Raw genomic sequence first — 17,353 nt, forward strand, 5'->3', positions numbered from 1 at the left:
AACTATATATTTGCTCGTTTTTAACAAAAAAAAGCAGACAATAAAATAAAAAACATGCAAAACAAAGGACTTATTAAAGTATTCGCTATCCTTTTCGGAATAGTGAGTTTATATCAACTATCATTTACATTTTTAGCCAATAAGGTAGAAGATGATGCAAAAGTATATGCAGAAGAAAAAGTAACGGATAATGATGCTAGATTAAAAGCAACAACAGAAAAAAAATATTTAGACAGTGTTGCAAATAAAAACATTGTAGATTTAGGTATTGCAGAATACACTTATAACGATGTAAGAGACAAAGAAATGAATCTTGGTCTTGATTTAAAAGGTGGTATTAATGCAATCTTACAAGTTTCTGTAAAAGAAGTTTTAAAGAATTTATCTAACGACTCTAAAAACGAAGCTTTTAACAAGGCTTTAGAAATTGCTGACGAGAAGCAAAAAAGTAGTAACTCTAACTATTTAGATTTATTTTTCGAAGAATTTGAATTACTTGCTGGAGATACTAAATTAAGCGATCCATCAATTTTTGGTACAAAAGCCTTAAGTGATAAAATCTCTTTTAACGAAAACAATATTTCTGTTAGAGAAACTTTACAAAAAGAAATAAACAGTTCTATTGGTACTGCTTTTGAAGTATTAAGAAGTAGAATTGATAAATTTGGAGTTTCTTCTCCAAACATTCAAAGAATTGGTAACTCTGGTAGAATTCAAATTGAATTACCTGGTGCTAAAGACATCGAACGTGTAACTTCTTTAATTACAAGTAAAGCAGAATTACAGTTTTGGGAAGTTTACACAAATGCAGAAGTTTTACAATATTTATCTGTAGCAAACTCTAAGTCTATCGAATTATTAAAAGATACATCTGTAACAGAAAAAGTAAAGGACACTACTAAAAAAGATGATATTGATGATTTATTAGGAGAATCTATCGACTCTACACAAGTAAATCAAAAAATGCTTTTCTCTTACTTAAGCCCAATGCAAGCACAAATAAGCTCTACAATTGGTTATTCTAAAGTAATTGATACTGCAAAAGTAAATGATTTATTAAAGAGAAAAGAAATTAGAGATTTATTACCAAACGAGTTACGTTATGTAAAATTCTTATGGGATTATAAATCTTTTACTACAGAAAGAAATGCAACTTCAGATGATGAGTTTGAAGCTGATGAATTTGTTGCTTTATACGCTATAAAATCTAACAGAAATGATGTTGCACCTTTAGAAGGTGATGTAATTTTAGATGCGTCTCAAGTATACAGTCAATTAAACAAGCCAGAAGTAAGCATGACAATGAATAGTGGTGCAACAAAAGCTTGGGCAAAATTAACAACAGATTTAGCTGCACAACCAAACAAATTTATTGCTGTAGTATTAGATGATAACGTTTATACAGCACCAACAGTAAATAATGCAATTACAGGTGGTAGCACTTCTATTTCTGGTGGAAGCATGACTGTTGCAGAAGCAGAAGATATTGCTACAGTATTAAAGGCAGGTAAATTACCAGCTGCTGCAAGAATTATTCAAGCAGAAGTTGTTGGGCCTTCTTTAGGTCAAGAATCTATCAACGCTTCTATCAACTCATTTGGTTTAGCTATTTTATTAGTTTTAATCTGGATGGTTTTATACTATGGTAAAGCTGGTTTATATGCAGATATTGCATTAGCAGTAAACATTTTATTTATCTTCGGTATTTTAGCATCATTTAATGCTGTGTTAACTTTACCTGGTATTGCTGGTATTATCTTAACAATAGGTATGTCTGTAGATGCCAACGTAATTATATTCGAAAGAATTAAAGAAAGTTTATCTAAAAAGAAAGGTTTAAAGCAATCTGTAGAAGAAGGATTCTCTGTAAAAGGAGCATTATCTGCAATTATTGATGCAAACATTACTACCTTATTAACAGGTATTATTTTATATGTTTTTGGTACAGGACCAATTAAAGGTTTTGCATTAACATTAATGATTGGTATTGCAACATCTTTATTTACTGCAGTATTTATTACACGTTTATTAATTGACGGTGCTGTAAATAAAAATTCTAAATTAACATTTAACACTTCTATCTCTAAAGGATGGTTCCAAAATATTAATGTAGAGTTCTTAAAGAAACGTAAAATTGCTTATGTAATTTCTGGTGCAATTATTATTGGAGGTTTAATCTCTATTTTTTCTATCGGTTTAAAGCAAGGTGTTGATTTTAAAGGTGGTAGATCTTATGTTGTTCGTTTTGATCAAGATATGAATGCTACAGAAGTTGCAGAAACTTTAAAAGGAGCATTTGGTACTGCACCAGAAGTAAAAACTTATGGTACGCCAAATCAATTAAAAATTACAACAGTTTATAAAATAGAAGACGAAGGACAAGAAGTAGACGAAGAAGTACAAAGTACTTTGTATACAGGTTTACAATCTTATTTAGGTGATACTTCTTACGAAAACTTTAAACCAGGTTTCGAAAAAGAAAGTGCTGGTGTAATGAGTTATATTAAAGTAGAACCAACTATTGCAGATGATATTAAAACATCAGCATTATATGCAGTATTCGGTTCTTTATTAGTAGTATTCTTATACATTTTATTACGTTTTAGAAAGGTATCTTTCTCTATTGGTGCTGTAATTGCAGTTTTCCATGATGTATTAATCGTATTAGGTGTATTCTCTATTACTTATAGCTTTATGCCTTTTGATATGGAAATTGGTCAATCGTTTATTGCGGCAATATTAACCGTTGTTGGTTATTCGCTAAATGATACCGTGGTAATATTCGATAGAATTAGAGAATTTGCAAGTATCCATTCTAACTGGAAATACAGCGAAGTTGTAGACAAAGCATTAAGTTCTACTTTAGGAAGAACAATCAACACTTCTTTAACAACATTATTAGTAATGTTAGCAATCTTCTTGTTTGGTGGAGATTCTATTAAAGGATTTATGTTTGCCTTAATTGTAGGTGTAGCTGTTGGTACATATTCATCTTTATTTGTGGCAACACCAATAATGTTTGATACTTCAAAAAAAGAAGAAAAGAACAAATAGTTCTAACTTAACTTAACAAAAACCGTTTTCTTGTGCTTAAACATAAGAAAACGGTTTTTTCATTTCATTAATAGCAGTTATATTTGCAAACTTATGAGTATTATAAAACTTCAAGACCTTTATTTTAAACCTTATATTAATAAGGATAAAATTTCGGCAATTGTAAAGTATTTAGCAACAGCTGTAAAAGCAGATTTACCAAAAGATGAAGTTCCTATTTTTGTAGGAATTTTAAACGGATGCTTTTTATTTGCAGCAGATTTTATTAGAGAATATCAAGGCGATTGTGAAGTCTCTTTTGTAAAACTAGCCTCTTACAATGGCACAAGTAGTACAGATAATGTTAAACAGTTAGTTGGTATTAACGAAGATTTAACTGGCAGAACCGTTATCATCTTAGAAGACATTATAGATACAGGTACAACGCTTCAAGAAATTTATAATATCTTTAAAGATAAAAATGTAAAGCAACTAAAAGTAGCTACGTTATTTTTTAAACCAGATGTTTTTAGAAAAGAACTACCCATAGATTATATCGGTCAAAGTATCGAAGATAAATTTATTGTTGGTTATGGTTTAGATTATAATGGTTTAGGAAGAAATTACCCAGAAATATATCAATTATCAACAACACCACAAATGAAAAACATCGTATTATTTGGCCCTCCAGGAGCTGGAAAAGGAACACAAGCAGAGTATTTAAAAGAAATGTATAATTTAGTACACATTTCTACTGGAGACGTATTCCGTTTTAACATCAAAAACCAAACAGAACTTGGTATGTTGGCTAAAAAATATATGGATGATGGAAATTTAGTACCAGATGAGGTTACTATTAACATGCTAAAAGCAGAAGTAGAAAAAAATACAGATGCTAAAGGTTTTATTTTTGATGGTTTTCCAAGAACAGAATCTCAAGCAGAAGCTTTAGATGCATTTTTAGCGGAAAAAGGAGAACAAATAAATGGTATGGTTGCTTTAGAAGTGCCAGAAGACGTATTAGTTACCCGTTTATTAGAAAGAGGTAAAACAAGCGGAAGAACAGACGATACCGACGAAGGTAAAATTAGAAACCGCTTTAATGAATACAACACAAAAACTGCAATTCTTAAAGATTATTTTGAAGCTCAAGATAAATATTACGGAATTAATGGTGTTGGTTCTATAGAAGAAATAACACAAAGAATTTCTAAAGTATTTGATACTTTATAGATTTTTAAATTAAATGTAATTAAGCATTTAATTTTATATTTAATTAGAAAACATGACTGAAGGAAATTTTGTCGATTATATAAAGATTTACGCATCTTCTGGTAAAGGAGGTCAAGGTTCTGTGCATTTACACAGAGAAAAATTCATTACCAAAGGAGGACCTGATGGTGGTGATGGTGGCCGTGGAGGACACATAATTTTGCGTGGAGATAAAAACATGTGGACACTATTTCACTTAAAGTTTAAACGTCATTTTAGAGCAGAAGGTGGTGGCGCCGGAAGTGCAAGTAGAAGTACTGGTAAAGATGCAGAAGATATCTATATCGATGTACCTTTGGGTACAATTATTAGAGATGCAGATACGGATGAAATTTTGCATGAAATTACAGAAGATCAAAAAGAAGTAATCTTATTACCTGGAGGTAAAGGCGGACTTGGAAACTGGAATTTTAAATCTTCTACAAACCAAACACCAAGATACGCTCAACCTGGTATCGATGGTCAAGATGGTTGGTTTAGAATCGAATTAAAGTTATTAGCAGATGTTGGTTTGGTTGGTTTTCCTAATGCGGGTAAATCTACTTTATTATCTGTTTTAACTGCTGCAAAACCTAAAATTGCAGATTATGCTTTTACAACACTAAAACCAAATTTAGGTATTGTAGAATATAGAAATCATCAATCTTTTGTAATTGCAGATATTCCTGGTATTATAGAAGGTGCTGCAGAAGGTAAAGGTTTAGGTCATCGTTTTTTACGTCATATCGAAAGAAATTCTGCGTTATTATTCTTAGTTCCTGCAGATAGTGATGATATTAATAAAGAATATGAAATTCTTTTAAACGAGCTTAAAAAACACAATCCAGAGTTATTAGATAAGGATAGATTGTTAGCTATTTCTAAAACAGATATGTTAGATGAGGAGTTACAAGCAGAAATTAAAGCCGAATTACCAAAAGGTGTAGAAGCTATCTTTATTTCTTCGGTTGCTCAAAAAGGTTTACAAGAATTAAAAGACAAACTTTGGAAAATGCTGAATTAAAAAAATCAGTTTTAAAACAAATTTAAAAAGCCATTTTAGAGAATCTATATTTTCTAAAATGGCTTTTTTATTCTTTTAATTCTATTAAAATGGGCAGCCTATATTTTGTTGTTACAGGAATTCCTCTTTTAATAGCAGGATATATTTTAGGTATTTTATTTACAGAAAGTAATATAATACTATCTAACTGTGGTAAACTGTTTTTAATTGCTTCGGATGATTCTATGTCTTTTAATAAAATAGTTCCTTTAGAATCGATTACCAAATCCACAAAAACTATTTCTGAAACAGCCTTATCTACAGCAAACTCATGTTTTAGTAACTCCTCTCCTATTTTATTATGAATTGTATTTCTAAAACAATTCGATTTTTCTTCTTTAGCTATTAGAGAATCGCAAACTTTAAAAGAAGGCGAAGTATCTACCGAAGAAAAATTAACAATTGTATCTAATGCCTGTATTTGCTTATTTGTACCAAAAGAAAAATTAGTACAAGAAGCAAATACTGCAATAAAAAGCATCAGAAAAACTGTTCGAAATACCATTATATAAAGTTAACGTAATTTAAATAAATAATAATTTTTATTCTACCATTATAGAAAACGGAAAACTATAAGCAACCTTAACGTTTTTACCTCTTTGAGTTGCTGGTGTCATTTTAGGTAAAGAAGTCGCAATTCTTATAGCTTCTTCCTTAATTTTAGGATGCGGCGCTCTTGCATCAATATTAATTACATTACCTTTTTCATCTACTTTAAAAAGTATAATAATCTTTTTTAAACCAACAGTTAATCCTAATTTACTTGGAAGATTTGCGTCAAAATTTTTCAGAAAATGTCTTTTAACACCTAAACTAAAGCAATTTTTAATTTCTTTTGAAGAACCTTTTTCACAACCAGGAAAAATTGGCGGCGTTTCTATGATAGTAAAAGATTCTGGTTTTGATGGTTTTTTAGTTAATTCTGTAAAAATATTATTTGCATCAACAGTTTTGTTTGTTGAAACATTTGTATCAGAAGTATTTAATGTTCCGCCTAAAGAGTTTAAGTTTTCTTTCATTTTATCTAAAGAAGACTTCATCTTTTTATATTGATCAGAATTTTTATTAGATACATAAGAAAGGGATTTTTCTAAAGATAAGATAGCCTTTTTTAACCGTGCAATTTCTTGTTTTTTTAATGCTAGATTTTTTGCGTTATCTAAAGCATCTTGCTTTTCCTTTTTTTGTTTTAAAACTTTTAATTTATTTACCGATTTATTAGGAGAATCTTTAGCATCTAAGTTATTAGTATATGCCACAAGCATATCTTTATAGCTTTGTGAAGATTTGTTTTTATTCAACTTAAAAAAAGCTTTAAAATATTCTTCTGCTTTTATGTAATCTCCTAAATCATAAAAAAATTTAGAGCCAAAAATGGCTATTTTCTCTTGAGTAATTCCGTTATTTAATTCTTTATTTTTTTGTAAATATTTGGTTGTTTTTTCTAAATCTAACGCCTCAAAACTTTTAAGCGCTTTATTAAAATAAACTCTTGCCAAGTCTTTATTATCTTGTGCTTGTATAGAAAAAGAAAATATTAGTAATAATAATGTTAGTAGTAATCTCATTTTTTAGGAGTAATTGAAACAATGTTTTATTTGCATTGTAAAACTACTAAAATTTAATGAATTACTCTTCTAACTTCTCACCTCTCATAAAGTAGTCTTTTTTAATTTCAGATATTCTTTTTTGTACATATTCGCTTTCTACTTTATCTAAATTTTTAAAAAGTTCATTATAGCTTTTATACTGTTTGTAAGCCATTTTTTTATCCTTATAAAGATCGTCTGTTATTTTAGCTACCTGAAATTTTGCATTGTGATTTTTACGGTTTTCTTCAAATGCTTTTTCATAAAAACGCAAAGCCATTTTAGGTCGTTTCATTTTATAATATGCAGATGCCAAACCATAATATTCTTCGTCTCGTTTTTCTTTACCAATAGTTGCTGCTCTTAAGTAATTAAACATTGCTTTAGAAAAATTTTCTTTTTTCATACCTATATGGCCTAAATAGGTAAAAGTCTTAAAATTAGTTGCGTCTATTTCTGCTGCATTTTCAAATCTTACTTTTGCATTGTCAAAATCTTCTAAATTGTAATACACTTTACCTAACATTGTGTTTGTAAACAAATCCATAGGTTTTATACTATCTAGCTTTAACAAAATGGGTACAATCTCTTTATACTTTTTCTCTCTGTAAAATTGATTTACCTTCACCTTATTTATATTGATATGGTTTGGTGCAACTGCTAAACCTTTATTAATAAACAAATAAGTAGAATCCTTTTCTCTTAACTTAAAAAAACTAAGAGCCAATTTTGAAATTGACTTTACATGTAAACTATCCTTTTTATAAGTTTTGATAAAGCTATTTATCATACGATCTCTATCTTTAGTGTACGCATATGCTAAACCTAATTGATAAGAATAATGAGCATTTGTACTATCTTTTTCTATTAAATCTTTAAATAAAGAAATGGCTTTTTTGCTTTTTCTATACTGTAAATACAATTTACCCAATTGATATTCTAAAATTAAGTTTAAAGAATCTTTTGCCAATAATTTCTCATAAATAGCAATTGATTGATTCGATTTACTTAATTTTTGATATGCTTTTGCCAATTTTAAACTCGCTTTTTTATCCTCTTTAAAATCTAAAGCTTTTTCTAAATAATTTGCTGTTTCTTTATAGTTATCGATAGATTCGTAAATAACAGCAGTTTTATAGTTTGACAAAAACGATTGGTCTTTTATTGCTTTTAGTTTTTTTAATGCTAAATGATATCTACCATTATCTGATAAACTATCTATCGCAGAAAAAGCCGAGGTTTGCGCCCCGACTTTTACTACCACAAATAGTAATACAATTAAAATTCTCTTTTTCATTTATTTTAAATTAGTTTACCAAAATAGTAAATGGTACATTGTAACTAACCACAACTTTTCCGTCTTTATTTTCACCAGGAATCATTTTTGGCAAACTACTCATTACTCTTAAAACTTCTTCTTTAATTTCTTGATGCGGAGCTCTGGCTTGCAAATCTATAACCTCTCCATTTTTATCTATTTTAAAACCAACAAAAACTCTTTTTTTACCTGTTGATAAGCCCAAATTATTTGGCAAGTTTGTATCAAAATTTTCAGAAAAGTGTTGTTGAATATTTTTATGAAGACAATTTTTATCTCCTTCCTCACACCCAGGAAAAGTTGGAGCCTTTTCTATTTTTAAAATATTTACAGAACTATCTTTAGAACTTCGCTTTTCAGTCTTTTTTGTTGTCTTATCCAATTTCATTAACATTGCACTAGCATTTCTTCCGTTTGGCATTTTATAAAGATGAAAACTAAATATTTCAGCAAACTCAGGTCCATCTTTTCCTCTTTCGTCAATTATATTTTTCATTATTTCATATTCTTCTCTTTCATTGTTAGATAAATCATTTATTGAAATTTTCTTTGCTCCTATTGGCGCTTCTCTTCCTATAAAATTATCTAAATATGTTTCTTCCTTTCCTTTTTTACTTACAAGAACCCCTTCTTGATTTCGATACATTGTTTGTACTTCTTTTTTAGAAATTGAAATTTCCTTTAGTTCATTATCTGCACAAGAAGTATAAAAAAGCATACTCATTAATACAGGAATCAATACCAAATACTTTAACTGATTCATTTTTTTAGATTGTTTTTTCTTCATCATAATAATTCTTTTTTTAATTAATGTTTGTTTGTAAAATTGGTTGATAAATGCAATATCTTCAACCTGAAAAAAACTTGATAGCAATTTATTTATGTAATTTTCTTTGGGTTCATTTTTGGTGGCAACTTCATCAGAAATATATTCGTGCACTAGCGTAATTCTTTTTTGGTAAATAAAAATCATCGGATTAAACCACATTATAATTTTTAAAAACTCAAACAATAATAAATCTAAAGAGTGCTTTTGAGTACTATGTACTAACTCGTGCGCAATTATTTGTTCTTTTTGATTTTCTGGAATTTCTTCTCCTAAAAAAATATAATTAAAAAACGAAAATGCTTTTGATTGATTCGGGATTAAAACCAAAGTATACCCCACTTTTCTTACAAGTTTATAAGAATTAATAAGCTTGAATATCTGTATTAATTTTGATAAAAAAACCACTGTAAAAACAATAACACCAATGGCAAATATGATATCGATATAATTTATAGATTGATACCAAGTTGATTTTTGAATAACAGTTTCTGGAGATATAACGACTTCTGGTAAGTACACAATATATTCTTGCGGAACCGCTTTTTGAAATGTTGGTATTTTTATTAATGGTAATAAAAAGGACAGTATTGGTGTGCTTAACAAATACCATCTATTTTTAGTGAAAAAGGTTTCTTTACTTAAAAAGAAATCATAAATAGTTAAAAACAATATTTGAAATAAGATTACTTGAATTATATAATTAATCATAGCATTTAATTTTTTATTCTTTCTTATTAACTTCTTTTAAAATAGACTCTAACTCTTTAACATCCATTTTGTTTTCTTTTACAAAAAAAGAAACCATACTTTTAAAAGACCCATTAAAATAACCATTCATTAATTTATGTAAACTCTGGTTGCTATAAGTTTCTTTGTCTATTATTGGGTAATACATAAAACCTCTACCTAACGGTTTGTGCGCTACAAATTCTTTATTTTCTAAAATTCTTACTATTGTAGAAACAGTATTGTATGCTGGTTTAGGTTCTGGTAAAACAGCTATAATTTCTTTTACAGAGGCTTCATTTAAATCCCACAATACTTGCATTATTTGCTCTTCTGCTTTTGTTAATTGTTTACTCATATTATAACTAAGTTTTTAGTTCAACAATACAAATATAACTAAAAAATTAGTTTAAACTAATTTTTTAGTTATAAATTAATGTAACAAACGTTTTATAACTTCGTCTTACAATAAAAGTACTTATGGATATTTTTTTATTAATAATAGGTTTCTTACTGGTTCTTTTAGGAATTGTAGGTTCATTTTTACCTGTTTTACCTGGTCCTTTAACAGGTTGGTTGGGTTTGTTAATCTTACATTTTACATCTGTAATAGCAACTAATTGGACTTTCTTAGGAATTACATTGGCAATTGCAATTCTAATTTGGGTATTAGATTATATCATTCCGGCAATAGGAACTAAACGTTTTGGTGGCAGTAAAAATGGTGTTTATGGCACAACAATAGGTTTATTTATTGGTTTGTTTTTTATTCCGATTCCTTTTGGTTTGTTAATTGGTGCTTTTTTTGGCGCATTAATTGGCGAACTTATGTATGATAGTAAAGATACAAACAGAGCTTTAAAGGCTTCTTTCGGTTCGTTTATAGGAATTTTAGCTTCTGCAACTATAAAGTTTTCGGTATCTTTTGTTTTTGTAATTCTATTTCTGATGAAATTTTGGGAATACAAAGCTTCTTTTTTCTAATTCTAATTTTGACAAAAGATATAAGTTTATAAAAAATTGCGACATAAAATAGAATTGTATAATAGCTTACAAATGCGCTTAGACCTGATTGCAGCATTGTTTGAGCTCTTTTTTTATTCTTTTTCTGAATAAAAAAAAGCGAGTGCGTAAAGCAGGAATAGCTTCAAAAAAGGAAATTTTGTTGAGTTTAGAGCAAAAAAAAAGCGTCCCATTTAAGGGAAGCTTTCCATTGGTTAACAAAACCACGACACTTTTTATAAAGTGCCAAACAACACAACTAAATGCTACTTCAACAAAAAGTAGCGGGCAAATATACAACGTTTTATGATATCTACAAGAAATATTTATTATTTTCTTGAAATCTACAATTGTTAAATTCTTGAAAGATTGTATCTTTGCAGTCTTTAAAAATTTATCATTAATATATAAGAAATGCAATTATCAGAACAAGAAGTTGTACGTAGAGAAAAGCTTACAAAATTAAGAGATTTGGGTATCAACCCTTATCCTGCAGAATTATTTCCGGTAGATACCAATTCGAAAGAGATTAAAGAGAACTTTGCGGAAGATAAACAGGTGGTTATTGCAGGTAGATTAATGGTAATTAATATACAAGGTAAAGCCTCTTTTGCACAGTTACAAGATGGTGAAGGTAGAATTCAGCTTTATTTTAATAGAGATGAAATTTGTACTGGCGAAGACAAATCTTTATACAATAATGTCTTTAAGAAATTATTAGATTTAGGAGATTTTGTAGGAATTACCGGAACACTTTTTACAACTAAAGTTGGTGAAAAAACCGTTATGGTTAAAGATTTTAAGTTATTATCTAAAGCTTTAAAGCCTTTACCAATGCCAAAAGTAAAAGACGGTGTTACTTATGATGCGTTTACAGATCCAGAGATGCGTTACAGACAGCGTTATGCAGATTTAGTTGTAAACCCACATGTAAAAGAAGTTTTTATTAAAAGAACAAAATTGTTTAATGCAATGCGTTCTTTCTTTAATGATGCTGGTTATTTTGAAGTTGAAACGCCAGTTTTACAACCTATTCCTGGTGGTGCTGCGGCAAGACCATTTATTACACATCACAATTCTTTAGACATACCGTTATACATGAGAATTGCAAATGAGTTATATTTAAAAAGACTTATTGTTGGTGGTTTTGATGGTGTTTATGAGTTTTCTAAAAACTTTAGAAACGAAGGAATGGACAGAACACACAATCCTGAATTTACAGCTATGGAAATCTATGTTTCTTACAAAGATTACAACTGGATGATGGATTTCTGTGAGAAATTATTAGAACATTGTGCTATTGCGGTTAACGGTACTTCTGAAGCTACTTTTGGTGAACATAAAATTGATTTTAAAGCACCGTATGCTAGAGTTACAATGGCAGATTCTATTAAGCATTTTACTGGTTTTGACATTACAGGAAAAACAGAAGATGAAATTAGAGAAGCTGCTAAAGGCATGAATATTCCTGTTGATGAAACAATGGGTAAAGGAAAATTAATTGATGAAATTTTTGGTGAAAAATGTGAAGGAAACTACATTCAGCCAACATTTATTACAGATTATCCTAAAGAAATGTCGCCGCTTTGTAAAGAACATAGAGACAATCCTGAATTAACAGAACGTTTCGAATTAATGGTTTGCGGTAAAGAAATAGCAAATGCATATTCAGAATTAAACGACCCGATTGATCAAAGAGAGCGTTTCGAACATCAGCTTAAATTGGCTCAAAAAGGAGACGATGAAGCTACAGAGTTTATAGATCACGATTTCTTACGTTCTTTAGAATATGGTATGCCTCCTACTTCTGGTATGGGAATTGGTATGGACAGATTAATTATGTTTTTAACAAACAATCAATCGATACAAGAAGTACTTTTCTTTCCTCAAATGAGACCAGAGAAAAAAGCGCCTTCTATAGAGTTAAACGACGAAGAAAAAGCGGTTTTAGCTATGATTGAAAAAGCAGGAAAAATAGATTTAAACGATTTAAAAACACAATCTGGTTTATCTAATAAAAAATGGGATAAAACAATTAAAGGCTTAACTAAAAAGGAAGTTGCAAAAGTGAGCAAAACAGACGAAGGTTTGTTTGTAGAAGCTTTATAAAACTTCTAATTACACATAAATTTTTAATAAGGAACTACAGAAATGTAGTTCCTTTTTTATTTATATTTGATTTATGATATGTAAAAATTGTGAAGAAAAGCTAGAAAACGATGTCCAGTTTTGTGATAATTGTGGCGCCAAAGTTATTGTTAATAGAATTACTTTTAAACAACTTGTTACAGAATTAGTTATTAATGTATTTGGTATTGATAGTAAGTTTTTTTTGACTCTAAAAAAAATGATTACTAGCCCAGATGAAGTTCTAACAGAATACCTTATAGGTGTTCGTAAAAAATACGTGAATCCGTTTGCTTTTTTAGCTATTGGTGCTGGTTTATCTCTTATTATATTTAATTATTTTGCAGACGACTTTATAAACATGCAAAGTAACTTTAGATCAGAAGATATAAGTCAACTTAAAGAAACTGCAAATTTAGATGTATCTGCATTTAAAAACGTATCTAAAGAAGAACTTCAAAAAATGGAGGTTAATAAGAAAATGGCTCAGAAACAATTAGAGGTTTCTGAAAACATGATGCAGTTTATGCTTCATTATTACAACCTCTTAACCTTTTTGTTTTTACCATTTTATGCATTGTTAAGTAAATGGACCTATAGAAAACCACATAATTTTGGCGAACATATTGTAATGAATTCTTATTTATATGGTTTAACAACTTACTTTTCTATCATTGCTTTTATTGCTGCGATGTTAATTCATCCTTCAATTTACTTTTATAGTGTAATTGCATACATTCTATATTATTTATATGCATTTAAAAAATTATACAAACTTTCTGTAGGTAAATCGGTTTTAAAATTTTTTAGATTTTTAATTGGTTTATTACTATTAGTAATTATATTATTAGTCTTAATAGGTATTGTAACTTTCATTTTAGCTAAGTTTGGTCTCACAAAAATATAATACAATAGATGAAAAAATATCCAACCATAATTGACAATATTTATGCTGAAATAAAAAACATTAAAGACGAAGGTAAAGTTGCCAATTACATACCAGAGTTAGGTTGTATTTCTGATGAAAATTTTGGTATTAGCATTACAACTATCGAAAAACAAAATTATGGTGTTGGTGATTTTGAAAAGAAGTTTTCTATCCAAAGTATTTCAAAAATCTTATCATTAACACTAGCTTATCAATTAGAAGGAGAAAACTTGTGGCAACGTGTAGATGTAGAGCCTTCTGGCAATCCTTTTAATTCTTTACAACAATTAGAATCTGATAAAGGTATACCAAGAAATCCGTTTATAAATGCTGGTGCAATTGTAGTTTGCGATGTATTAATTGGTCATTTAAAAAATCCGAAAGAAGATTTTTTAGATTTTTGTAGAGAAATTGCAAACAATTACAATATTAATTACAACGAAAAAGTTGCTGAATCAGAAAAAAGAACTGGTTTTAGAAATGTTGCACTTTGTAATTTTATAAAATCTTTTGGTAACATTAAAAACAATGTAGATGATGTTTTAGATTTCTATTTTCATATCTGTTCTTTAGAGCTAACTTGTAAAGAGTTAACAGAAATCTTTATGTACTTAACAGAAGATAATTACACAACTCATAAAGGAAACTCGATTATTACGGAAAGCCAAACAAAAAGAATTAATGCAATAATGCTTACATGTGGTTTTTATGATGAATCTGGAGAGTTTTCTTTTCGTGTTGGTTTGCCTGGTAAATCTGGTGTTGGTGGTGGTATTGTAGCGATTCATCCAGATAAATATTGTATTGCTGTTTGGAGCCCTAAATTAAATGAAAAAGGAAATTCTTTTAAAGGAATGTTATTTTTAGAAAATTTTACAACAAAAACAGCTTCTTCTATTTTTTAACAGTACTAACACATATTTAAATTTCTATGAGTACATCTTTAAAAATTAACAAAAACGTTAAAGAAGTTTTTAGTTTTGATTCTTTTTTAGAAACTACTTTTAAAGATGATGTAAATGCAATTTGTTTGCAACGTTCTTTACAGGGTAATTTTGCTGAAATAATAAATAAAATAATTTGTACAGATAAAATTACAGTAATCAGTGCAAAAGATTTAGCAGCTTTAAAATTGACTAAAAAGGGAAATATAGCCAGAGAATTACTTTTAAATGACATGAAAATGTTAGAAGAAAAAGGAGCTGCACCCGTTTTAAATATCATAAAAAATTATGATGCAGATGATAGTTACCCTTTTTTCCCTACGGATGTTTATTCTTTTCACGTAGACAAATCGCCAATACCAACAGCAACCTATCTTTGTACTTATTACGGAGAAGCTAGTGAAATTGTTTCGAATTCTGAAGCAACACAAAAAATCTTGATTCCGGAAACACGAAAAGAATTATTAAAATTACACAACGGTAAAGAAGAAGGTTTTGAAACTTTTTTATCAGACTTTTATTTTGATTTGCATTACCAAGCAAATCCCAACGCACAAATTACAAATTTGGGCATTGGAAATTTCTGGAAATTAGCTGTAGACCATCCTACAAGCAAAGTTTTACCTTGTATACACAGAGCGCCAAAAGAAAAAGGGCAAACTCGTTTACTAATGATTTGTTAGGTGATTAGCCTTTAAACTTCATGCCTAAATGCACTACTTTTTTTGTTTCGAAAAAATCTTCTTCAAAATAATCTGGCAAATCATAAATTGTTGCAGAAGTATATAATTTAAGCTCTTCAGACAAGTCACCACCTTTTAAATATAAAATTCCGTTTTTTAAATCGTGATTTTGCTTTTTAGCAATTTTACCTTTTGTCCAACCAACAAAAGTTTCCATTTGTGCTACTGCTCTACTTACAATAAAATCGTAGGTATCGTTAATTTCTTCTACTCTACAATTCGAAGTTTTTACGTTTTCTAAACCTAAGCCTTCTTTAACTTCATTTACAACTTTAATCTTTTTACCAATAGAATCTACTAAATGAAATTGAGTTTCTGGAAATAAAATTGCTAACGGAATTCCAGGAAAACCACCACCAGTACCAACATCCATAACTTTAGAACCTGGTTTAAACTGCATAACTTTTGCAATACCTAAAGAATGTAAAACGTGGCGTAAATACAACTCGTCTATATCTTTTCTAGAAACAACATTAATTTTTAAATTCCAATCTTTGTACAATTCTTGCAACTTGCTAAATTGTGCTATTTGTGTTTCTGATAAATTTTTAAAATATTTGTGAATGATATCCATCTTTGTAATGTTTGAATTGCAAAAATAGTTATTGTTAACAAACAATTAGTAACAAAACCTGACGTTTATCATAAAAAGCAATTTCAAAAAGATTATTTTTGCAAATCAATATTAAAACACTGAATGAAAACAATAACTTTCTCTAGAGTCGATAAAGCTAAATTTTTTAGAACTCTAAATAAAAGAGTAAATACCTATTTTAAAGAAAATAACATCAAAAGAACCGGAAACTGGAAATTGTACTCAAAAGCAATTATTATGTTTTCTCTATTTTTAATTCCGTTTATACTAGTTTTAACTGTATCAATGCCACAATGGGCAATGGCTTTATTAATGGTTTTAACAGGTGTTGGTATGGCAGGAGTTGGTATGAATGTTATGCACGATGCGAACCACGAATCTTTCTCTAAAAGAAAATGGGTAAATAAACTAATGGGTAGCAGCATTTATATTTTAGCTGGTAACGTGTATAACTGGAAAGTGCAACACAATGTTTTACACCATACATTTACTAACGTAGAAGGTCATGACGAAGACATTGACGCTGGTAGAATAATACGTTTCTCACAACATTCTAAATGGTTTAACATTCATAAATTTCAAAAATATTATTCTATTTTCTTGTACGGTTTGTTAACAATAAACTGGGCAATAACTACAGATGTAAAACAAATGCGTAGGTATTTAAAAAGAAAATTATCTTATGGTAAATTTCCGAATCCTACTACAGAATGGACAAAACTAGTAATCTCGAAAATAGCCTATTACGCACTATGGATTGCTTTACCAATTTTAGTATTAGATATTTCTTGGTGGAAAGTAATTATTGGCTTTTTTGTAATGCATTATACTGCTGGTATGATTTTGAGTTTGGTTTTTCAATTAGCACACATTGTACCAAATACAGACATGCCATTACCAGATAAAGATGGTAATTTAGAACACACTTGGGCAGTCCATCAATTATATACCACATCTAACTTTGCTCCTAGCAATTGGTTGGTAAACTTCTATACGGGTGGTTTAAATCATCAAGTTGAACATCATATTTTTCCGCATATTTCTCATGTACATTATAATAAATTAGCTAAAATTGTAAAAGAAACTGCAAGTGAGTTTAATTTACCTTATAATGAATACGATACCATGCGTAAAGCAATTATAGAACATTTTAGACACTTAGGAGTTTTAGGAAAAAACCCAGAAATAGCATAACAAAAACACAC

15 protein-coding genes are annotated in these 17,353 nt (G+C 29.1%); 9 read left to right on the forward strand and 6 right to left on the reverse strand.

What is annotated here, in order from left to right; all coding sequences use genetic code 11:
• Positions 1-54: 54 nt before the first annotated feature.
• From secDF to obgE, 3 genes are all read left to right on the forward strand, one after another.
• Positions 55-3,054 carry a protein translocase subunit SecDF gene (gene secDF / locus B5464_RS02845; RefSeq protein ID WP_079737098.1) on the forward strand — a complete coding sequence of 1,000 codons (3,000 nt, stop codon included), beginning with the start codon at positions 55-57 and terminating at the stop codon, positions 3,052-3,054.
• Between the two features lie 93 nt (positions 3,055-3,147).
• The gene (locus tag B5464_RS02850) at positions 3,148-4,266 is read left to right on the forward strand and encodes an adenylate kinase (RefSeq protein WP_079737099.1); all 1,119 of its coding nucleotides are present in this window, start codon (positions 3,148-3,150) and stop codon (positions 4,264-4,266) included.
• Positions 4,267-4,318: 52 nt separating this feature from the next.
• Complete coding sequence (gene obgE / locus B5464_RS02855; protein WP_077809898.1) at positions 4,319-5,308, forward strand: GTPase ObgE; 990 nt, start codon at positions 4,319-4,321, stop codon at positions 5,306-5,308.
• Positions 5,309-5,375: 67 nt separating this feature from the next.
• On the opposite strand, the gene B5464_RS02860 is transcribed toward obgE, so the two are convergent.
• From B5464_RS02860 to B5464_RS02880, 5 genes are all read right to left on the reverse strand, one after another.
• Positions 5,376-5,828, reverse strand: a complete 453-nt coding sequence (locus B5464_RS02860; protein ID WP_154066920.1) for a hypothetical protein — start codon at positions 5,826-5,828, stop codon at positions 5,376-5,378.
• A 61-nt stretch (positions 5,829-5,889) separates the two neighbouring features.
• Positions 5,890-6,915, reverse strand: a complete 1,026-nt coding sequence (locus B5464_RS02865) for an energy transducer TonB (RefSeq protein ID WP_079737101.1) — start codon at positions 6,913-6,915, stop codon at positions 5,890-5,892.
• 61 nt (positions 6,916-6,976) lie between these two features.
• A complete protein-coding gene (locus tag B5464_RS02870; protein WP_079737102.1) occupies positions 6,977-8,233 on the reverse strand; it encodes a tetratricopeptide repeat protein in 1,257 nt (418 codons plus the stop codon).
• Between the two features lie 10 nt (positions 8,234-8,243).
• Entirely contained in the window at positions 8,244-9,791 is a 1,548-nt protein-coding gene (locus tag B5464_RS02875) for a M56 family metallopeptidase (protein WP_079737103.1), read from the reverse strand.
• Between the two features lie 13 nt (positions 9,792-9,804).
• Positions 9,805-10,167 (reverse strand): BlaI/MecI/CopY family transcriptional regulator, encoded by a 363-nt coding sequence (locus B5464_RS02880; protein ID WP_077809903.1) that lies wholly within the window; start codon positions 10,165-10,167, stop codon positions 9,805-9,807.
• A gap of 122 nt (positions 10,168-10,289) precedes the next feature.
• Between B5464_RS02880 and B5464_RS02885 the strand changes: the two genes are divergently transcribed.
• From B5464_RS02885 to B5464_RS02905, 5 genes are all read left to right on the forward strand, one after another.
• Positions 10,290-10,793: a DUF456 domain-containing protein gene (locus B5464_RS02885; protein ID WP_079737104.1), complete on the forward strand. Its 504-nt coding sequence runs from the start codon at positions 10,290-10,292 to the stop codon at positions 10,791-10,793.
• 432 nt (positions 10,794-11,225) lie between these two features.
• Complete coding sequence (gene lysS, locus B5464_RS02890; RefSeq protein WP_079737105.1) at positions 11,226-12,920, forward strand: lysine--tRNA ligase; 1,695 nt, start codon at positions 11,226-11,228, stop codon at positions 12,918-12,920.
• A gap of 73 nt (positions 12,921-12,993) precedes the next feature.
• Complete coding sequence (locus B5464_RS02895; protein WP_079737106.1) at positions 12,994-13,845, forward strand: DUF3667 domain-containing protein; 852 nt, start codon at positions 12,994-12,996, stop codon at positions 13,843-13,845.
• A gap of 8 nt (positions 13,846-13,853) precedes the next feature.
• A complete protein-coding gene (locus tag B5464_RS02900) occupies positions 13,854-14,771 on the forward strand; it encodes a glutaminase (RefSeq protein WP_079737107.1) in 918 nt (305 codons plus the stop codon).
• Positions 14,772-14,797: 26 nt separating this feature from the next.
• Entirely contained in the window at positions 14,798-15,493 is a 696-nt protein-coding gene (locus B5464_RS02905; RefSeq protein ID WP_079737108.1) for a hypothetical protein, read from the forward strand.
• A 4-nt stretch (positions 15,494-15,497) separates the two neighbouring features.
• On the opposite strand, the gene rsmG is transcribed toward B5464_RS02905, so the two are convergent.
• On the reverse strand, positions 15,498-16,127 hold the full coding sequence (gene rsmG / locus B5464_RS02910; protein WP_079737109.1) for a 16S rRNA (guanine(527)-N(7))-methyltransferase RsmG: 630 nt from the start codon (positions 16,125-16,127) through the stop codon (positions 15,498-15,500).
• A 123-nt stretch (positions 16,128-16,250) separates the two neighbouring features.
• On the opposite strand from rsmG, the gene B5464_RS02915 reads away from it, so the two are divergent.
• Positions 16,251-17,342, forward strand: a complete 1,092-nt coding sequence (locus B5464_RS02915; protein WP_079737110.1) for an acyl-CoA desaturase — start codon at positions 16,251-16,253, stop codon at positions 17,340-17,342.
• The last annotated feature ends 11 nt before the right edge of the window (positions 17,343-17,353 follow it).

This window comes from Polaribacter sp. KT 15, assembly GCF_900143115.1.
Classification (GTDB): domain Bacteria; phylum Bacteroidota; class Bacteroidia; order Flavobacteriales; family Flavobacteriaceae; genus Polaribacter; species Polaribacter marinaquae.